The organism is Actinomyces oris (assembly GCF_006546825.1).
Taxonomy (GTDB): Bacteria; Actinomycetota; Actinomycetes; order Actinomycetales; family Actinomycetaceae; genus Actinomyces; species Actinomyces oris.
In genome coordinates this window covers 44662-61058 of sequence record NZ_VICC01000011.1, presented here as the reverse complement: position 1 = coordinate 61058, position 16397 = coordinate 44662, and the positions used below count along the sequence as shown (strand labels likewise).

Below are 16397 nucleotides of genomic sequence, written 5' to 3'. Positions count from 1 at the left end.
GGCGCTGTCCCTTCCTCGGGGCGGTGGCCACTCGGGGCCGGCCGCAGGGGTGATCCAGGGCGCCGGGTGCTCCGTCTGACGTGAGGGGCACAGACCTGTCGCCGAGGTCAGAAGTGATGGTGCCCAGACCATAGCGCCCGGCCTGTTTCCGGCATGCTTCCGGTTCTTGGCCAGACGACGGCGGCCCCGGAGAGGACCGCAGGGGGTCTCTTCTCCGGGGCCGCCGGGTACCGCCGCACTGGGCGGATGACGGGGACTCCTCCGACGACGCGCGGAGGGGCAGGTCGGTAGGACTGCGCGGGCCGGGGCCCTCAGCGGGCCAGGGCGTCGGCTGCGGCCTTGACGTTCGGGCGCACCGGGGTCAGGCGGGTCAGCTGGGTGACGTGGCGCGGCTCGAGCTCGTCCAGGCTGGAGACTCCCAGGAGCTTCATGGTGCGGATGACCTCGTCGGAGAGGATCTCGATCATGCGGTCCACGCCCTCGCGCCCGCCGGCCATGAGTCCGTAGAGGTAGGCGCGGCCCACGAGCCCGAACTTGGCGCCCAGGGCGACGGCGGCCACGACGTCGGCGCCGTTCATGATGCCGGTGTCCACCATGATCGTGGCGTCCTTGCCGACCTCGCGGACCACCTCGGGCAGGAGGCGGAAGGGGACGGGGGCGCGGTCGAGCTGGCGCCCACCGTGGTTGGACAGCAGGACGCCGTCGACGCCCAGGTCGATGAGGCGCTTGGAGTCCTCCACCGTCTGGACACCCTTGATGACGATCTTGCCCGGCCACATCGAGCGGATGACCTTGAGGTCCTCGTCGCTGATGGTGGGGTCCATGGCGTTGTCGAGCAGCTCGCCCACGGTGCCGCCGGTGGACTTCAGGGAGGCGAACTCCAGCTTGGGCGTGGTCAGGAAGTCGAACCACCACCACGGGCGGGGGATCGCGTTGAGGACGGTGCCGGCGGTGATCTGGGGCGGGATGGAGAAGCCGTTGCGCTTGTCGCGCAGGCGGGCCCCGGCCACGGGGGTGTCCACGGTGAACATGAGGGTGTCGAAGCCGGCGGCCGCGGCGCGCTCGACCAGCCCGTAGGAGATCTCGCGCTGGCGCATGACGTAGAGCTGGAACCAGTTGCGCCCGTGGGGGTTGGCGGCCTTGACGTCCTCGATGGAGGTGGTGCCCAGCGTGGACAGGGTGAAGGGGATCCCGGCGGCGCCGGCGGCCCCGGCCCCGGCGACCTCGCCCTCGGTCTGCATGAGGCGGGTGAAGCCGGTGGGCGCGATACCGAAGGGCATGGAAGAGCGCCCGCCCAGGATTTCGCAGGAGGTGTCGACGTCGATGGCCGGGCGCAGGATGTCGGGGTGGAACTCGATGTCGCGGAAGGCCTGGCGGGCGCGGCGCAGGGAGACCTCACCCTCGGCGGCGCCGTCGGTGTAGTCGAAGGCCGCGGCCGGAGTGCGGCGCTTGGCGATCTTGCGCAGGTCCCAGGTGGTCAGTGCGGCGTCGAGGCGGCGACGCCTGGGGTTGAGCTCGGGCGTCTTGAAGTGGAGCAGCTCGAAGATCTCGCTCGGGTTGGGCAGCTGGCGCTTGACCATAGGAACCTCATCGGTGAGTCGGATTCTGGACGCTCCGCGCGGCGCGGAGTGCTCGTGGGAGGCGACCGGCCCCCGTGGCCGGCACTGAGGTCCACGAACCACCTCATGCTATGGGACAAAAGTCACCGAAGCAAGGTAAGCCTAAGCAATCCGTCTAACGGGAGGGAGAGATTCGCAATTTCTGCGAGGCGCCAGTCTCTCCGGTGCGGTGGCGTCTGCTCGATGGCGGGGACAATCCACGCGGCCGGGTGCGTCTTGTTCCGGCCAGGGGCATTCGACGCCGTCGGGGACAGCAATCCCGTCCCCGAACGCGCAGGACGTCCCCGGCTGGAAGAAAATGTCCCCGTACGCGCGCGATGTCCCCGCCGGGAGCGGCACGTCCCCGGGCGCGCAGGATGTCCCCGACCGCAGGACGACGGCGGGGAACGACAGCGCAGGACGACGACAGGGCCGACAGCCCGGGCTAGGCCGCCCGGGTGCGGCCGGCCAGGGCGCGCAGACGCGCCCGCGCCCCCTGGCGCCGCAGGGCCTCGAGCTCCTCGACAAAGGTGCGTCGGAAGCGCTCGTTGGTCGCCAGGTCCCCGAAGACGCCCTCGTGGGAGATGAAGGCCGTCTCGTGGCCGGACTTCTGTGCGGCGGCCAGGAGCAGCAGCTCGTCGGCCAGCGGGTCGTCGATGGCGATCGTCTTGCCGTTCTCGTCGACGCCCTCATCGCCCAGCGCCCAGGCCGCCACCATCGCGGTCCCCAGACGGATCGGCCCGCCGGCGGTGAGGTTGTCGCGCACCGTGCCCAGGACGAACTTCGGCATCCGGCTGGAGGCGTCCTGCGCCAGGCGGGAGAGAGTGTCTGCGATCGCCTCGTTGGTGAAGCGTTTGAAGAGCGTGCTGATGTAGTCGTCCAGGTTGATCCCCGGCACCGAGCGCAGAGTGGCCCGCGCCTCGCGCTCAAGATAGGCCCTCACCCAGGCGGCGATGTCCGCATCGGCTGCGGCCTCGTGCGCATACTCGATTCCCAGCAGGCGCCCCCAGTGGGCCAGCCCCTGGTGGGAGGCGTTGAGCAGACGCAGCTTCATGAGTTCGTAGGGGACGACGTCGTCGACCATCTGCACCCCGACCTCCTCCCACGGGGGCCGCCCGGCGGGGAAGTCGTCCTCGATCACCCACTGGGTGAAGGGCTCGCTGACCACCGGCCAGGCGTCCTCGACACCGAGTGCCCGTTGCAGCTCGGCGACGTCGGCCCGCGTGGTGCGCGGGGTGATGCGGTCCACCATGCAGCTGGGGAAGGCGACGTTCCCGTCGATCCAGTCCGCCAGCTCAGGGTCGCTCATCGCGGCCTGGGAGACCACTGCCGTGCGGGCCACCTTTCCGTTACCGGGCAGGTTGTCGCAGCTCATGACCGTCAGCGGAGCGATTCCCGCCTCCCGACGCCGCCTCAGCGCCTCAACGATGTAACCGAAGGCGGTCGTCGGCTCGCCCGGGTGCTCGGCGTCGTGGACGGCTCCGGGCGCCTCAGTGCGGAACGCGGCGGTGGCATCGTCAACGTTGTAGCCGCCCTCGGTGACCGTCAGCGAGACGATCCGGGTGGTCGGCGCGCTCAGGAGGGCCAGGACGACCTCGGGGTCGTCGGGGGCGAAGAGGTAGTCGTGGATCGAGCCGATGACCGCTGGATCGCGCAGCCCACCGGGATGCTTGAGCAGCAGGGTGTAGAGGTGGTCCTGAGTCGTCAGCACGTCACGCATCCGGGTGTCCCCGGGCAACAGGCCGACGCCGCAGATCCCCCACTCCAGGCAGGATCCGCCCGCTGCGGCGGCTGCTCCGCCGCCGGCCCCGGCGCGCCGGCGCATGAGCCTGTCGAGGTAGGCGGCCTCGTGGGCGCGGTGGAAGCCGCCCACACCGATGTGGACGATCCCGGTGGTCATGGCGGAGCGGTCGTAGTCGGGGGCCAGGGGCGACTCAGTCAGTGAGATGGTCAAGAAGAGGTCCTTTCCGCGCTGCCACCAGTGGCCTTCAGTCAACCCGGCCTCCTTGGAAATCCGGTGGGCGTCCACTCCGGGAGGCCTCAGCGGAACGCTCCGCCCCTCGCCCTGATCCCCGTGAAACTCTTGCGGGAGCAGGGAAGAGACGACAAGACTCCGCGCCGCCCGAGCAGTGAGCAATCGGGCGACGCGGAGTGAGGGCGGTCTTGATGAACCTCAGTGGGCGATGACGACGCGCAGGTTGCGCGGGCCGTGCACGCCGTTGACACGCACCAGCTCGATGTCGCTGGTGGCCGAGCCGCCGGCGATCCACGTCATCGGGCGCGTGGGGTGCTCTCCCAGGACGTCCACGGCCTGCGGCACCGTCGGCATGATCGTCTCGCGCTCCAGAACCACGACGTGCTTGTCCGGAACCAGCGAGATGGCCCGGCGGCCCTGGTCCGGCTCGCCGTCGAGGACGATCGTCCCCGAGATCGAGATGCCCACACGCGAGCAGGTCAGCACGGCGTCGATCTCATTGAGGTCGAGGGTGGCGATGGCCTCCTCGCGGGAGTCCTCCACCACGGTGCGGCCGTTGCGGGCCGCCGCCTTCTTGTAGTCCTCGGGCAGCCCGGCGGGGACGACGACGGAGCGCGCCTCACCGAGCAGCTCGTCGATGGCATCCAGGATCGCTGCGTCCTTGGGGGCGACGATGACCTCGGCCGAGTAGTCCTCGAGCTTCTCGATCATCTCATCAACCACGGGCTTGGAGCCGGGGGGATTCTCCCCGGAGCGGATGTAGTTGCGCGGGATCGGCCCCACCGGTCGGGTCTGGGACCGCGAGATCGCGTCGCGGGCGCGGGCCAGGATCGCGGACTTCGCATCCATCACAGCTCCTCCTCGCTGGTCGAGCCGGCCGGGGCCTGGGAGGCGGATGCCTCCGGGGCGATCGGCTCAGGGTTGTTGATGGCCGAGCGTGCGTCCAGCGCGGCCGGGGTGGGCTCGCCGTCGGCGCTCGCGCTGCCGGACACCGGCGTGCCAGGAGACGGGGGCGGGTCGGCCGGGAAGCCGTCCGCGTGACCGCGGCCGCTCTGGGCATCGGCGACCTGGCTCAGCGGGGTCTCACCCTCGGGGTGAGTGCGCTTCCACCACTGGCGGAAGGTCTCCGAGGGGGCCACCGGCAGGTCGCGCGCCCCGGTCCACAGGGAGGCCGGGAAGGGCAGGGCGCCGATCTTGCCCTCCTTGCCGCCCAGCAGCGCCGAGGCCTTGACCGTCTGCGAGGCGGCCGCCCACAGCGAGCTCTTCGACATCACCGGGGCCGAGACGTTCATGGCCACGTCCCACACGTCCGGCACCGCGCGGCGCTTGACGTCCACGGAGCGGGCCCGCAGGTGGATGAGGATCGTGGGGATGTCGATCTTGACCGGGCACACCTCGCCGCAGGCCCCGCACAGGGAGGAGGCGAAGGGCAGGGTGTGGACCGGGTCGTCGTCGGCCAGCCCCTGAGTGAGCTGGGGTGTGATGATCGAGCCGATCGGGCCGGGGTAGACCGAGCCGTAGGCGTGCCCGCCGGTGTGCTGGTAGACGGGGCAGATGTTCATGCACGACCCGCAGCGGATGCAGGCCAGGGCCTGGCGGCCCACCGGGTCGGCCAGGGTCTTGGTGCGCCCGTTGTCCATGAGCACCAGGTGGAACTCCTTGGGGCCGTCGCCCTCGGTGACACCGGTCCACATGGAGGTGTAGGGGTTCATGCGCTCACCGGTGGCCGAGCGTGGCAGGAGCTGGGAGAAGATCTCCACGTCCTGGAAGCGGGGCACGAGCTTCTCGATGCCCATGAGGGTGATGAGCGTGTCCGGCAGGGTCAGGCACATGCGCCCGTTGCCCTCGGACTCGTAGATCGAGACCGTGCCGGTCTCGGCCACACCCATGTTCGTGCCGGAGACGGCCACCGAGGCGTGCAGGAACTTGTTGCGCAGGTGCGAGCGGGCCGCGGCCGTGAGCTCCTTGGGGTCGTCGGAGAGGTCCGCGGGGGCGTCCTCCATGCGGTCCAGGAAGATGCCGCGCACCTCGGAGCGGTTGCGGTGGATCGCGGGCACCACGATGTGCGAGGGCATGTCGTCGGCCAGCTGGACGATCATCTCGGCCAGGTCCGTCTCGTGGGCGGTGATGCCCCGGTCGGCCAGGTACTCGTTGAGGTTCGTCTCCTGGGTGGCCATCGACTTGACCTTGACGATGTCGTCGACGCCCTTGGAGGCGATGATGTCGGTGATGATCCGGTTGGCCTCGGCGGCGTCACGTGCCCAGTGGACGATGCCGCCGCGGGCGGTCACGTTGGCCTCGAACTGCTCCAGCAGCTCGGGCAGGCGCGAGGCCACCTCGAACTTGACGGCCTCCGCGGCGTTGCGCAGGTCCTCCCAGTCGGGCATCTCGGACACGCGGTCGGCGCGCTTGGAGCGGATGGTGCGTGTGGCGTGGCCCAGGTTGCGGCGCATCTGGGTGTTGGCCAGCGTCTTGTGCGCGCCCTCGGGGAAGGTGGGTCCCCAGCGCAGCGTGTCCTCGGGCTGCTCGACATCGGTGCGCCACCCGCCCGTGTGGGGCATACCGAGAAATACCTGTGTCATCGTGCCACCGCCTGTGTGTGCTGAGAGTTACCGGTGTGCTGGACGTGCTTGGGGGCGAAGGAGATGTTGCCCTCGAAGGGAGCGTCCTTGGTGGAGGCCAGGATCTCGGCCAGGTGCATGATGCGCACCCCGGAGTTGACACGGGACAGGCCGCCGCCGATGTGCATGAGGCAGGAGTAGTCGCCGGCGCACAGGACCTCGGCGCGCGTGGACATCACGTTGCTCATCTTGTCGGCGAGCATCGCGGTGGAGGTCTCGGAGTTCTTCATGGAGAAGGTGCCTCCGAACCCGCAGCAGACCTCGGCGTCGGGCAGGTCGATGAGGGTGAGGGCCTCGACGGCCTTGAGGAGGCGGTAGGGGCGGTCGGCGACCTTGGCGACGCGTAGCGAGTGGCAGGTGGGGTGGTAGGTGACCGTGTGCGGGAAGTAGGCGCCCACGTCCTCGGTGCCCAGGACATCGATGAGCAGCTCGGTCAGGTCGTAGGTGTGTGCGGCGATCTGCTCGACCCGCTTGGCCAGGGCCGTGTCGCCCACGTGCTCGGCCACGAGGCCCTGCTCGTGACGGGCCGCGCCGGTGCACGAGCCCGAGGGGATGACGATGGCGTCCCACTCGCCGTCGAGCACGGGGGAGAAGGTCTCCACGTGGTTGCGGGTGATCTTGGCGGCCTGCTTGAAGTAGCCGGTGTTGGCGTGCATCTGGCCGCAGCAGACCTGTCCCTCGGGGAAGCAGACCTGGTGGCCGAGGCGCTCCAGGATGGTGACGGTTGCCTGCGCTGCCTGCGGGAACATGGTGTCCGCAAGACAGGTGGCGAAAAGGGCGATTCGCACGATATGCCTCCACGACGTCGTAACTGAGACTGTCACGAGGACCGCCCGGACTCACCTGCTTCGAAGCTGGATGTGATGCGGCCTCGGCTGTATCTCAGGCTACGGCCCGGTGGTGGTACTCATCTGACAACGACGGACTCCCGGTCGGTTGGTTCCACTCTCTGAGACAGGTTTTCCGTTGAGGTGGTGCGGTTCTGTGAGGGGTGAGGGTGGGTTGAACAGGGGGTGTCTGCGGCGTGTGGGAGGTAAGTCCTAGAGGTGGATTGCGTCATGCATTGCTGCCCTTATCTGCGATGGGCTTCGAGGAGGCATCGGCGGGAGCGCGGCCGACGCCGTCGAGAACGCACTTGTGCTGCGAGGACGTACTTTCGCGGCGAGGACTGCGCTTGCCTCCAGAATGCGAGTGCCGGGGCGCAGTCGCCGGTGGGAGAACGCAGTCCTCGGCTGGGAAGTACGTCCCCGATCCGACGTCGGGGCTCGGGCATAGCCCTTCAGCCTCACGTGTGTCAGTGCGGTGGCGGCGCCGGGCTCAGCCGGCGGGGCAGGCCCCGACCTCGAGTTGGCCGTGACTGTTGGAGCCAGTGGCCACGACGCCGCCGTCGGCGCGTAGGCCCACGGTGTGGGCCGCGCCCGCCGCAATGGCCACGATGTCGCGCCACTGGCTCACCTCGCACTGATCGGCCTGTGACCTACCCACTGCGACGACGGTCCCATCGGCTCTGAGGCCAACGCTGTGGTGGCTGCCCGTCGCCACGGCGGTGATATCGGTCCAGCTCTCGATCCCCGACCAGAACTCCGGGCGCCCGGCAGCGCGAACAGTGCCGTTGTCGTGCAGCCCCAGGGTGTGGAGGTAGCCCGCGGATACCGCGCGGATTCGACGCCAGTCATGCACCTCGCACTGGCCGGCGGTGTTGTTGCCAGTCGCGCAGACGCTCCCGTCAGAGCGAACGGCCACCGTGTGCCAGTCGCCGCAGCTGATACCGGTGATCTCGCGCCAGTGGTCAACCTGCCGTTGCCCCTCGACGTCGCGGCCGGTGGTCACCAGCGTCCCGTCGATGCACAGTCCTGCGCTGAATCTCCATCCTGCGGCGACGGCGACGACGTCCCGCCAGTCCCGGACGTCGCACTGCCCCTGCGCGTTCCAACCGCAGGCCAGCACCGTTCCGTCGTCGCACAGGCCCAGCGTGTGAGACCGGCCGGTGTTGGCGGCCAGATGGACACTGCCCGCCGCGACGGAGATGACGCCTCGCCACTGCGAGACCCGGCACTCTCCGGCACCGTCCGCTCCGACGGCGACCACCCGTCCGTCGGGGAGACATCGGACGGTGTGCCTGCGTCCAGCAGCCAAAGGAGCATGAGTCATCACGAAGTCCTCCTTCGTTCCCATCCCAGCAGAACCGCCCCGCTTTCGCCACCGACGCCGTCGAGAACGTACTTTTGCTGCGAGAACGTACCTTTGCGGCGAGGACTGCGCTTGCCTCCAGAATGCGAGTGCCGGGGCGCAGTCGCCGGTGGGAGAACGCAGTCCTCGGCTGGGAAGTACGTCCCCGATCCGACGTCGGAGGCGTCAGTACACGCACGGCGCCCCCGGAATCGCGAAGGACCCGGGGGCGCCGTCTGTAGGAGTCAGGCTCGAGCGGCCTCAGACGCCCGGCCCCCTGGGCGGCGGTGGCCTGCAGGTTGGCGAACAGAGCCCCGCGCTTGTTGCCGAGTCGGATCCTGCGAGGCCTGTGAGACCCAGGGAACCTGCGACGGTGCCGTCGGCGACTGCGTGAGATGCACAAGCCCCAGAGGGAATGTGCAGCTGCTCGGCCCGCAACTGCGTGAGGGCCGAGCTCAGGATGTCAGTGCTGGCTGGCATGATTGGGGCGCCTCTCTTCGGCTCCTTCCTCCGGAACACGTGCAGTGTCCTGGCCGGGGAGGAGAGGAGCTGGGAAGGAGGTGAGGGCCGTGTCCAAGCCGAAAGGCCGGAACGCGAAAGTCCGCCGGGGCAAGGTAACGGCCCGGAAGGTGAGCGACGTTTTGACCTCTATCGCTCGCCTGATCCGGGCCGTTGGTGTCCTGGTGGATGCCCTGAGCAAGTGGTTCAGCTGAGGCTGACTGCTTGCTAGGGGAGTCGCCCGGCTAGTACCCGGGTGGCTCCCTGCCATTATGGTCGGCGCCGCTCCTCCCTGTCCACATGACGACGAGACTCATCAGAAACGCCCGCGGAGGAGGCCCGGTGCCTCACGGAGAACTGCCCGCGACGCCCGTGGACCGTGCCAGGCTCAGGCGAGGGATCAGGTCCCGGCCTCGAGCTGTCTGTGGCTGTTACTGCCACCGACGCCGGAGGCTGAGCACACGCACTGCGCCCCCGGAATCGCGGAGGATCCGGGGGCGCAGTGCGCAGTAGTGAGAGTCAGGCTCCGGCGGCCTCAGACGCCCAGCCCCACCTGGGAGGCCAGGAACACGAGAGCGCCCAGCACCAGCAGCAGCCCGATGGAGTAGGGCGCCGCCTTCTTGAGGATCTCGGCGTCCGTACCGGGGGCGTCGACCGCGGTCGAGGCGATGGCCAGGTTCTGCGGGGAGACGATCTTGCCCAGACCGCCACCGATGGTGTTGGCGGCCAGCAGGATCTTCGGGTCGAGCCCGGCCCCCTGGGCGGCGGTGGCCTGCAGGTTGGCGAACAGGGCGCCCGCGCTCGTCGCCGAGCCGGCCACGGCGGTTCCCACCCAGCCCAGAGCCGGGGAGAGGAAGGCGTAGGCGGCGCCCGTGGCGGCCAGGGCCGCACCGATCGCGGAGGTCTGGCCGGAGAAGTTCATGACGTAGGCCAGGGCCATGACGGCGGCGATCGTCAGGATCGCCATGCGCAGCGTGTAGCAGGTCTTGGCCAGCGTCGCGAAGCCCTTGCCCACACTCATTTCGAACTTGCCCGGCACCGAGCGCGCCGCGTAGATGAAGGTGACGATGATGGCGGTCAGGAAGATCCAGGTGCCCGGGTTGGACAGGGTCTGAAGGTTGTAGATGGCGCTCTTGGAGGCCTCACCCTTGGCGTTGAGGAGCTGGCCGTACACGCCGGGCCACTTCATGGGCAGGTCGGTGGCCTTGAAGACCTTGTCGAGGTTGACGCCCAGCGTCCACAGCTTGGTCGTGGCGATGATGACCACCACCAGGATGTAGGGCAGCAGGGCCAGGATGACGCGCTCGCGGTCGGGGGCGTCGTCGGCGGCCACCTGAGAGCGGTACTCGTCGGGGGTCTTCGGGGTCCACACCAGCAGGAAGATGTAGGAGGCGGCCAGTCCCAGCAGGGAGGCCAGCACGGCGGTGAGCTCGTAGGAGATCGAGGGGGTGAAGAAGTGGCCCACCCCGGTGGCCAGGCCCGCCACGATCGCCAGCGGCCACAGCTGCTTGACGCCGCGCGCGCCGTCGAGGATGAACAGCAGCAGGAGCGGGATGAAGGCGCAGAACACCCAGGTCAGGTGCCCCATGGCGGTGGCGACCGTCACCGGGTCCTCGCCGCCGAGCTTGCCGGCGGTCGTGGTGGGAATGGCCATGGCGCCGAAGCCCACGTTGATGGCGTTACCGACCATGACGACGACGGCCGCCTTGAGCTTGGGCAGGCCCAGGGTCGCCACCATGGCGGCGGCGATGGCCACCGGGGCGCCGAAGCCGGCCAGACCCTCGAGCAGGCCGCAGAAGGAGAAGGCCACGATGAGGGCCTGGGCGCGCATATCGCCCTTGCCGATCACGTTGAACACGGCCTTCAGGTCCTTGGAACGACCCGAGACGTCAGTGAGGTTGTAGAGCCACACGGCCGCGATGATGATGTAGATGATCGGGACGAATCCCAGCGCCATGCCCTGGGTGGCGCTCATGACCGTCATACCCACCGGCATGTGGAACAGGGCGACCGCGGTGACGGCCGCGATCACCAGGGAGATGATGGCGCACCAGTGGGTGGCCACCTTGAACACGCCCATGAGGACGAAGAACACCACCAGCGGCAGCAGACCCACCGCGGCGGTGAGGTAGACGTTGCCGCCCACGGCGGTGGTCGACGGCGTGAAGGTGGCGGGCAGCCCCGCCAAGGCTGGGGCGAGCGGTGCCGAATGCATCGGCAGGGCTGACAGGACGGCTGGCGTCATGGTTACTCCACTGTGAGTACTGATGGGGTCGTCCAGGTCGTCAGCGGGGCTGGGCTGGCAGCCGCGCTGCTGCGTCCTGGGTACTAAGGCCCAACGATCATGCCATGGAGATGGTGAGTTGTGCACCATATGAGGGGGCCGCGCGCCGTCTTCTCCCGTCCTTCCGGGTAAAAGTGGGGTGTGGCGCGCAGTGTCCGAGGCGGGCCGACCCGGTCACTCTGGTGGCTGCCGGCGTCGTCCGGACGCAATGCACGAGGGTGGGGTGCTACTGGAGGAGGGTTGGGTGTACTGCGGGTAGGTGGGGCCTTCGTGCAGTACGCACAACCCTTGGCCAGTGGATCCCGACCCTCGTGGAGTAGGCCGGCCCGAGGCGAGGATCGGCCGGCGCCGGTGCTGCGGCCTGTGTCGGTGGCCGGCCGGCTCAGCGCCTGCGGCGGCGGGGCACCAGTCGGGCCGAGTTGAGGATGAAGGCCGACTCGGAGACGACGTGCACGAGGGCCGCGGCCACCGGCCCCAGCAGCCCCAGCCCGGCGGCGAGCATGCCGACGACGTCGACCACCACCGTGCCCACGAAGTTCACCATGATGATGCGCCGGGCCCGGCGGGCCACCCGCACGGTCTCGACCAGGTCGGCCGGGGCGGAGCCCACGAGCACCACGTCCCCGGCCTCGCGGGCCACGTCCGTGCCGGTGCCCATGGCGACGCCGACATCGGCGGCGCCCAGGGCGGGGGCGTCGTTGACGCCGTCGCCCACCATGGCCACCCGCTTGCCCGCCCGGCGCAGCGAGTCGATGACCTCCTCCTTGTCGGTGGGCAGCAGGTCGGCGCGCACCTGCTCCTCGGTCAGGCCGAGCAGGCCGGCCACGTGGCGCGCGGAGGCGGCCGAGTCGCCGGTGAGCATGAGGATCTCCAGGCCCATGTCACCCAAGTCCCGCACGGCGGTGGCCGCCCCCTGGCGCAGACGGTCGGCCAGGGCGATGGTGCCCAGGAGCTGTCCGTCGGCCCGCACCTCCACCACCGAGGTGGCCGACGGCGCCTCCGGGTCGGACTCGGCGCTCAGGGCGGCCTCGTCGTCGCAGTCGGAGGTGTCCCGCTCCGGTTGGTGCCCTTGCCCCCGGCAGCGTCCCACGGTGATCCGACGCCCTTCGACGTGGGCGCTCACGCCGGCTCCGGGGGAGTAGGCGACGTCGCCGGGCATCGGCACCGTCAGGTCGCGCACGGCGGCTTCTGCGTAGATGGCCCGGCCGATGGGGTGCTCGGAGTTCCACTCGGCCGCGGCCGCCAGGGCCAGCACCTCGCCCTCGCCGGTGGCGGCCTCGGTGGGGCGGACGCTCACGACCCGGGGCTCGCCGACGGTGAGGGTCCCGGTCTTGTCCACCACCACCGTGTCCACCGCGGAGAGCTGTTCCAGGTGGGTGCCGTCCTTGACGAAGGCCCCGCAACGGGCGGCGCGGGCGATGGCCGCCAGAACCGCCAGGGGAGTGCCCGCGGCCACCCCGCAGGCCCCGGCCACGATGATGACCGAGATCGTGGCGCGCACGTCCCTGGTCACCAGGAAGGTGACCAGGGCGGCAGCCAGGGCCAGGTAGACGATGCGGGCCGCCAGCCGGTCGGCCAGGCGCTGGACTGGCGCGCGCGAGGACTGGGCGTGGCGCACCGCGGCCACGATCCGCCCGTAGGAGGACTCCTCGCCGACCCGCTCCACCTCGAGCTCCAGGGCGCCGCGGGTGATGGAGCCGGCCGGCACCCGGTCACCCGGCCCGACCTGCACGGGCAGCGCCTCCCCGGTGATCCGGGACTGGTCGACGTCGGCCCTACCGGTGCGCACGACGCCGTCGACCGGCACCCGGCCCCCGGGGCTCAGGGCGATGACCTGCCCCGGGCGGACCTCGTCCAGGGGGACCTCAGTGACCCCGGAGGACTGCGAGGCCTCGGCCGACTCGGCGGACTCAGTCGTCTCCGGGGCCCCCACCACCCGCGCGGTCTGCGGCAGGAAGGACATGAGATCGGTCAGGGCGTCGCGCCCCCGATCCATCGACAGCTCCTCCAGGACCTCGGCGCACAGCGCGAAGACCGTCACGGCCAGGGCGGTCACCCACTCGCCAATGGCGGCGGCCGCCACGATGGCCAAGAGCATCGACATCTCCATACTCATGCGCCGCTCGCGCAGGTCACCGGCCGCCTCGACCAGGAGCGGCCAGCAGCCCACCGCCAGCACCACCGCCCCGGCGGCGCCCACGGCCCAGCCGGGTGTGCCGGTCGTGCCCGCGATCCAGGCACCCAGTGCCGCCACGCCCACCACCGCGATGCGCACGACGTCGGCCCACTCGATCCGCTCGAGGATCCGCTCGCCCGTGCGGGCGCCCGAGGGGGTGCCGCCGGCACCGGAGAGCTCGTCGGAGTCATCGACGGGCAGCGCCGGCGTCGAGGCCGACGGGGCGGAGGCGGGTGGGGACACGTGGGCAGTGGGTGGGTGAGCCGTCATTCAGGGACTCCTCGCAGGGGGACGGGAAGTACTCCCCGGGCGGGCCGGGGAGCGCCACCCAGGAATCTACCGACCATTCATCGGACTCGACAGTGTATGAGAGGACTAGTGGCGCATAAGGACGCCGCCGACGGGCCCGTGGGGAGGTGGGCCCGTCAGCGGCGTCCGGGGGACTGGGCGCTCAGGCGGTGCCGGCGAGCGCCGCCTGAGTACTGTCGGACATCGGCCCTACTCGACGACGTCCTCGTCGACCCAGTCCAGGGTGCGCTGGACGGCCTTGTTCCAGTTGCGGAAGAGCCGCTCGCGCTCGGCCTCCTCCATGGTCGGCTCCCAGCGCTTGTCCTCGGCCCAGTTGTCGATGACGTCCTGGGTGCCCGACCAGAAGCCCACCGCGATACCGGAGGCGTAGGCGGCACCCAGCGCCGTGGTCTCGGCGACCTTCGGGCGCACCACGGGCACGCCCACCTGGTCGGCCTGGAACTGCATGAGCAGCTCGTCACGGGTCATGCCGCCGTCGACCTTGAGCTCGGTGAGGGCGGCTCCCGTGGACCCGGAGGCCGCAGCGTCCCGGTTCATGGCCTCGAGGACCTCGCGGGTCTGGTAGGCGGTGGACTCCTCCACGGCCCGGGCGATGTGCGCCTTGTTGACGTAGCGGGTCAGACCCACCAGGGCACCGCGGGCATCAGGGCGCCAGTGCGGGGCGAATAGCCCGGAGAAGGCCGGCACGAAGTAGGCCCCGCCGTTGTCCTCGACGCTGGAGGCCAGGGCCTCGATGTCCTTGGAGTCGGCGATGATGCCCAGGTTGTCGCGCAGCCACTGCACCAGCGAGCCGGCCACGGCGATCGAGCCCTCCAGGGCGTAGACGGCCGGCTCGTCCCCGATCTGGTAGCACACGGTGGTCAGCAGCCCGTTCTCACTGCGCACCGGGGTGGTGCCCGTGTTCATGAGCATGAAGCAGCCGGTGCCGTAGGTGTTCTTGGCCTGGCCCTTCTCGAAGCAGGCCTGCCCGAAGGTGGCCGCCTGCTGGTCGCCGAGGATGCCGCTGATGGGGGTGTCCACCAGCAGGCCGTTCTTGCGGCCGTAGCCGAAGACGCCCGAGGAGGGGCGGATCTCGGGGAGCATGGAGACGGGGATGCCCATGTCCGCGCAGATCTCCGGGTTCCAGTCCAGGGTGTCGATGTTCATGAGCATCGTGCGCGAGGCGTTGGTGACGTCGGTGGCGTGAACACCGCCGTTGACCCCGCCGGTGAGGTTCCACAGCGTCCAGGTGTCCATGGTGCCCATGAGGAGGTCGCCGGCCTCGGCGCGCTCGCGGGCGCCCGCCACGTTCTCCAGGATCCAGGCCACCTTGGGGCCGGCGAAGTAGGTGGCCAGGCCCAGGCCCACGCGGTCCTTGTACTTGTCCGGGCCGTCCTCGCCGGCCAGGCGGTCGCAGATCTTCTGGGTGCGGGTGTCCTGCCAGACGATGACGTTGTAGACGGGCTCGCCGGTGTTCTTGTCCCACACGACGGCGCTCTCGCGCTGGTTGGTGATGCCCACCGAGGCGATCTCGTGGCGGTTGATCTGCGCCTTGACCAGCACCCCTCCGACGACGGAGCGGATGTTGTCCCAGATCTCGTTCGCGTCGTGCTCGACCCAGCCGGCGCGCGGGAAGATCTGCTCGTGCTCCTTCTGGTCGACGGCGACGATCCCGCCGTCGTGGTTGAACAGGATGGCGCGTGAGGAGGTCGTACCCTGGTCAATGGCCAGGACGTACTTCTTCTCAGTGCTGTTGGGGCTCAAAGGAATGTCCTTTCACTACGTTGTGAGGGGGCGGTGGTGAGGGCTGCGCTCGGCAGCGATGATGTCGATACGGTCAAGGGTCGTGCGGGCTCAGAACAGCCCGGCGAAGTGGGGGACGATGAGCCCGGCGGCGACGGCGCCGATGAGCGGGCCGACGATCGGGACCCAGGAGTAGGCCCAGTCCGAGTCTCCCTTGCCGGGGATCGGCAGGAGGGCGTGGGTGATGCGCGGGCCCAGGTCACGGGCCGGGTTGATGGCGTAGCCGGTGGGGCCGCCCAGGCTCATGCCGATGACGACGACGACCATGGCCACGGCCAGCGGGCCCAGGCCCGAGGGGGTCTTGCCCGAGGCGATGATCCAGGCCAGCAGGACGAAGGTGCCCACCGCCTCGGTCACGACGTTCCAGCCGTAGGAGCGTACCGCCGGGCCGGTGGCGAACACGGCGAGCTTGGAGGCGGCGTCGGCCTCCTGGTCGAACTGCTTCTTGTAGGACAGCCACACGGTGGCGGCGCCCGCCATGGCGCCCACCATCTGGGCGGCGCAGTAGACGAGGATGTTGACCGGTGTGGCGGGAATGGTCACCGTTCCGGGGACATCGGGATTCATGTCCACGAGGTTCTGTCCGGCCACCGCCTTGCCGATGGTCACGGCCGGGTTGAGGTGCGCGCCGGTCTTGTAGGCGGCGTAGACACCCACGAAGACCGCCAGCCCCCAGGCCATGGTGATGACGATCCAGCCGCTGTCCTTGGCCTTGGAGGTGGGCAGCACGACACCGGCGACGACGCCGCAGCCCAGAAGAATGAGAAGAAACGTCCCCAGAGCCTCCGAGGCGAAGATCTGGGTCAGGGTCGCAGACATGTGCGGCTCTCTTTCTGCACGACGGTGTGCGGGTGTACTCGTGACTGCGAGGTCCGGGGTGTGGGTGGTGGCTGGTCGTGGTGCCCGCCTTCGCCGGAACCGGCGGGCGCCACGGGAGCCTGCGGGCCGAGCGGAACCGGGGGTGGTCCGCTTGACCCGCAGGAGA

At 69.8% G+C, this 16397-nt stretch carries 10 protein-coding genes; all 10 read right to left on the bottom strand.

Translation table 11 applies throughout. The features are described 5' to 3' along the window. Nucleotides 1–311: 311 nt before the first annotated feature. The 10 genes from FK267_RS13120 to FK267_RS13075 all read right to left on the bottom strand — a co-directional run bounded on the left by FK267_RS13120 (nt 312) and on the right by FK267_RS13075 (nt 16231). The gene (locus FK267_RS13120) at nt 312–1580 is read right to left on the bottom strand and encodes an alpha-hydroxy acid oxidase (protein ID WP_003789176.1); all 1269 of its coding nucleotides are present in this window, start codon (nt 1578–1580) and stop codon (nt 312–314) included. Nucleotides 1581–2043: 463 nt separating this feature from the next. After that, nucleotides 2044–3498, bottom strand: coding sequence for a mannitol dehydrogenase family protein (locus FK267_RS13115; RefSeq protein ID WP_232622607.1), 1455 nt, complete (start codon nt 3496–3498; stop codon nt 2044–2046). Between the two features lie 273 nt (nt 3499–3771). Then, nucleotides 3772–4422, bottom strand: a complete 651-nt coding sequence (locus FK267_RS13110) for a LutC/YkgG family protein (protein WP_060956706.1) — start codon at nt 4420–4422, stop codon at nt 3772–3774. Beyond that, nucleotides 4422–6155 (bottom strand): LutB/LldF family L-lactate oxidation iron-sulfur protein, encoded by a 1734-nt coding sequence (locus FK267_RS13105; protein ID WP_075378833.1) that lies wholly within the window; start codon nt 6153–6155, stop codon nt 4422–4424. Before FK267_RS13105 ends, FK267_RS13110 begins: the two co-directional genes overlap by 1 nt. Next, a complete protein-coding gene (locus FK267_RS13100) occupies nt 6152–6982 on the bottom strand; it encodes a (Fe-S)-binding protein (protein WP_003789184.1) in 831 nt (276 codons plus the stop codon). The genes FK267_RS13105 and FK267_RS13100 overlap by 4 nt, the downstream gene beginning before the upstream one ends. Nucleotides 6983–7511: 529 nt before the next feature. Next, nucleotides 7512–8345: an RCC1 domain-containing protein gene (locus FK267_RS13095; protein WP_075378834.1), complete on the bottom strand. Its 834-nt coding sequence runs from the start codon at nt 8343–8345 to the stop codon at nt 7512–7514. A gap of 1051 nt (nt 8346–9396) precedes the next feature. Then, a complete protein-coding gene (locus FK267_RS13090) occupies nt 9397–11106 on the bottom strand; it encodes an L-lactate permease (protein ID WP_081379371.1) in 1710 nt (569 codons plus the stop codon). A gap of 421 nt (nt 11107–11527) precedes the next feature. After that, a complete protein-coding gene (locus tag FK267_RS13085) occupies nt 11528–13591 on the bottom strand; it encodes a heavy metal translocating P-type ATPase (RefSeq protein WP_081379372.1) in 2064 nt (687 codons plus the stop codon). Between the two features lie 228 nt (nt 13592–13819). Then, a complete protein-coding gene (glpK, locus tag FK267_RS13080; protein WP_075378835.1) occupies nt 13820–15373 on the bottom strand; it encodes a glycerol kinase GlpK in 1554 nt (517 codons plus the stop codon). A 90-nt stretch (nt 15374–15463) separates the two neighbouring features. Then, the gene (locus FK267_RS13075; RefSeq protein WP_075378836.1) at nt 15464–16231 is read right to left on the bottom strand and encodes an MIP/aquaporin family protein; all 768 of its coding nucleotides are present in this window, start codon (nt 16229–16231) and stop codon (nt 15464–15466) included. Nucleotides 16232–16397 lie beyond the last annotated feature (166 nt).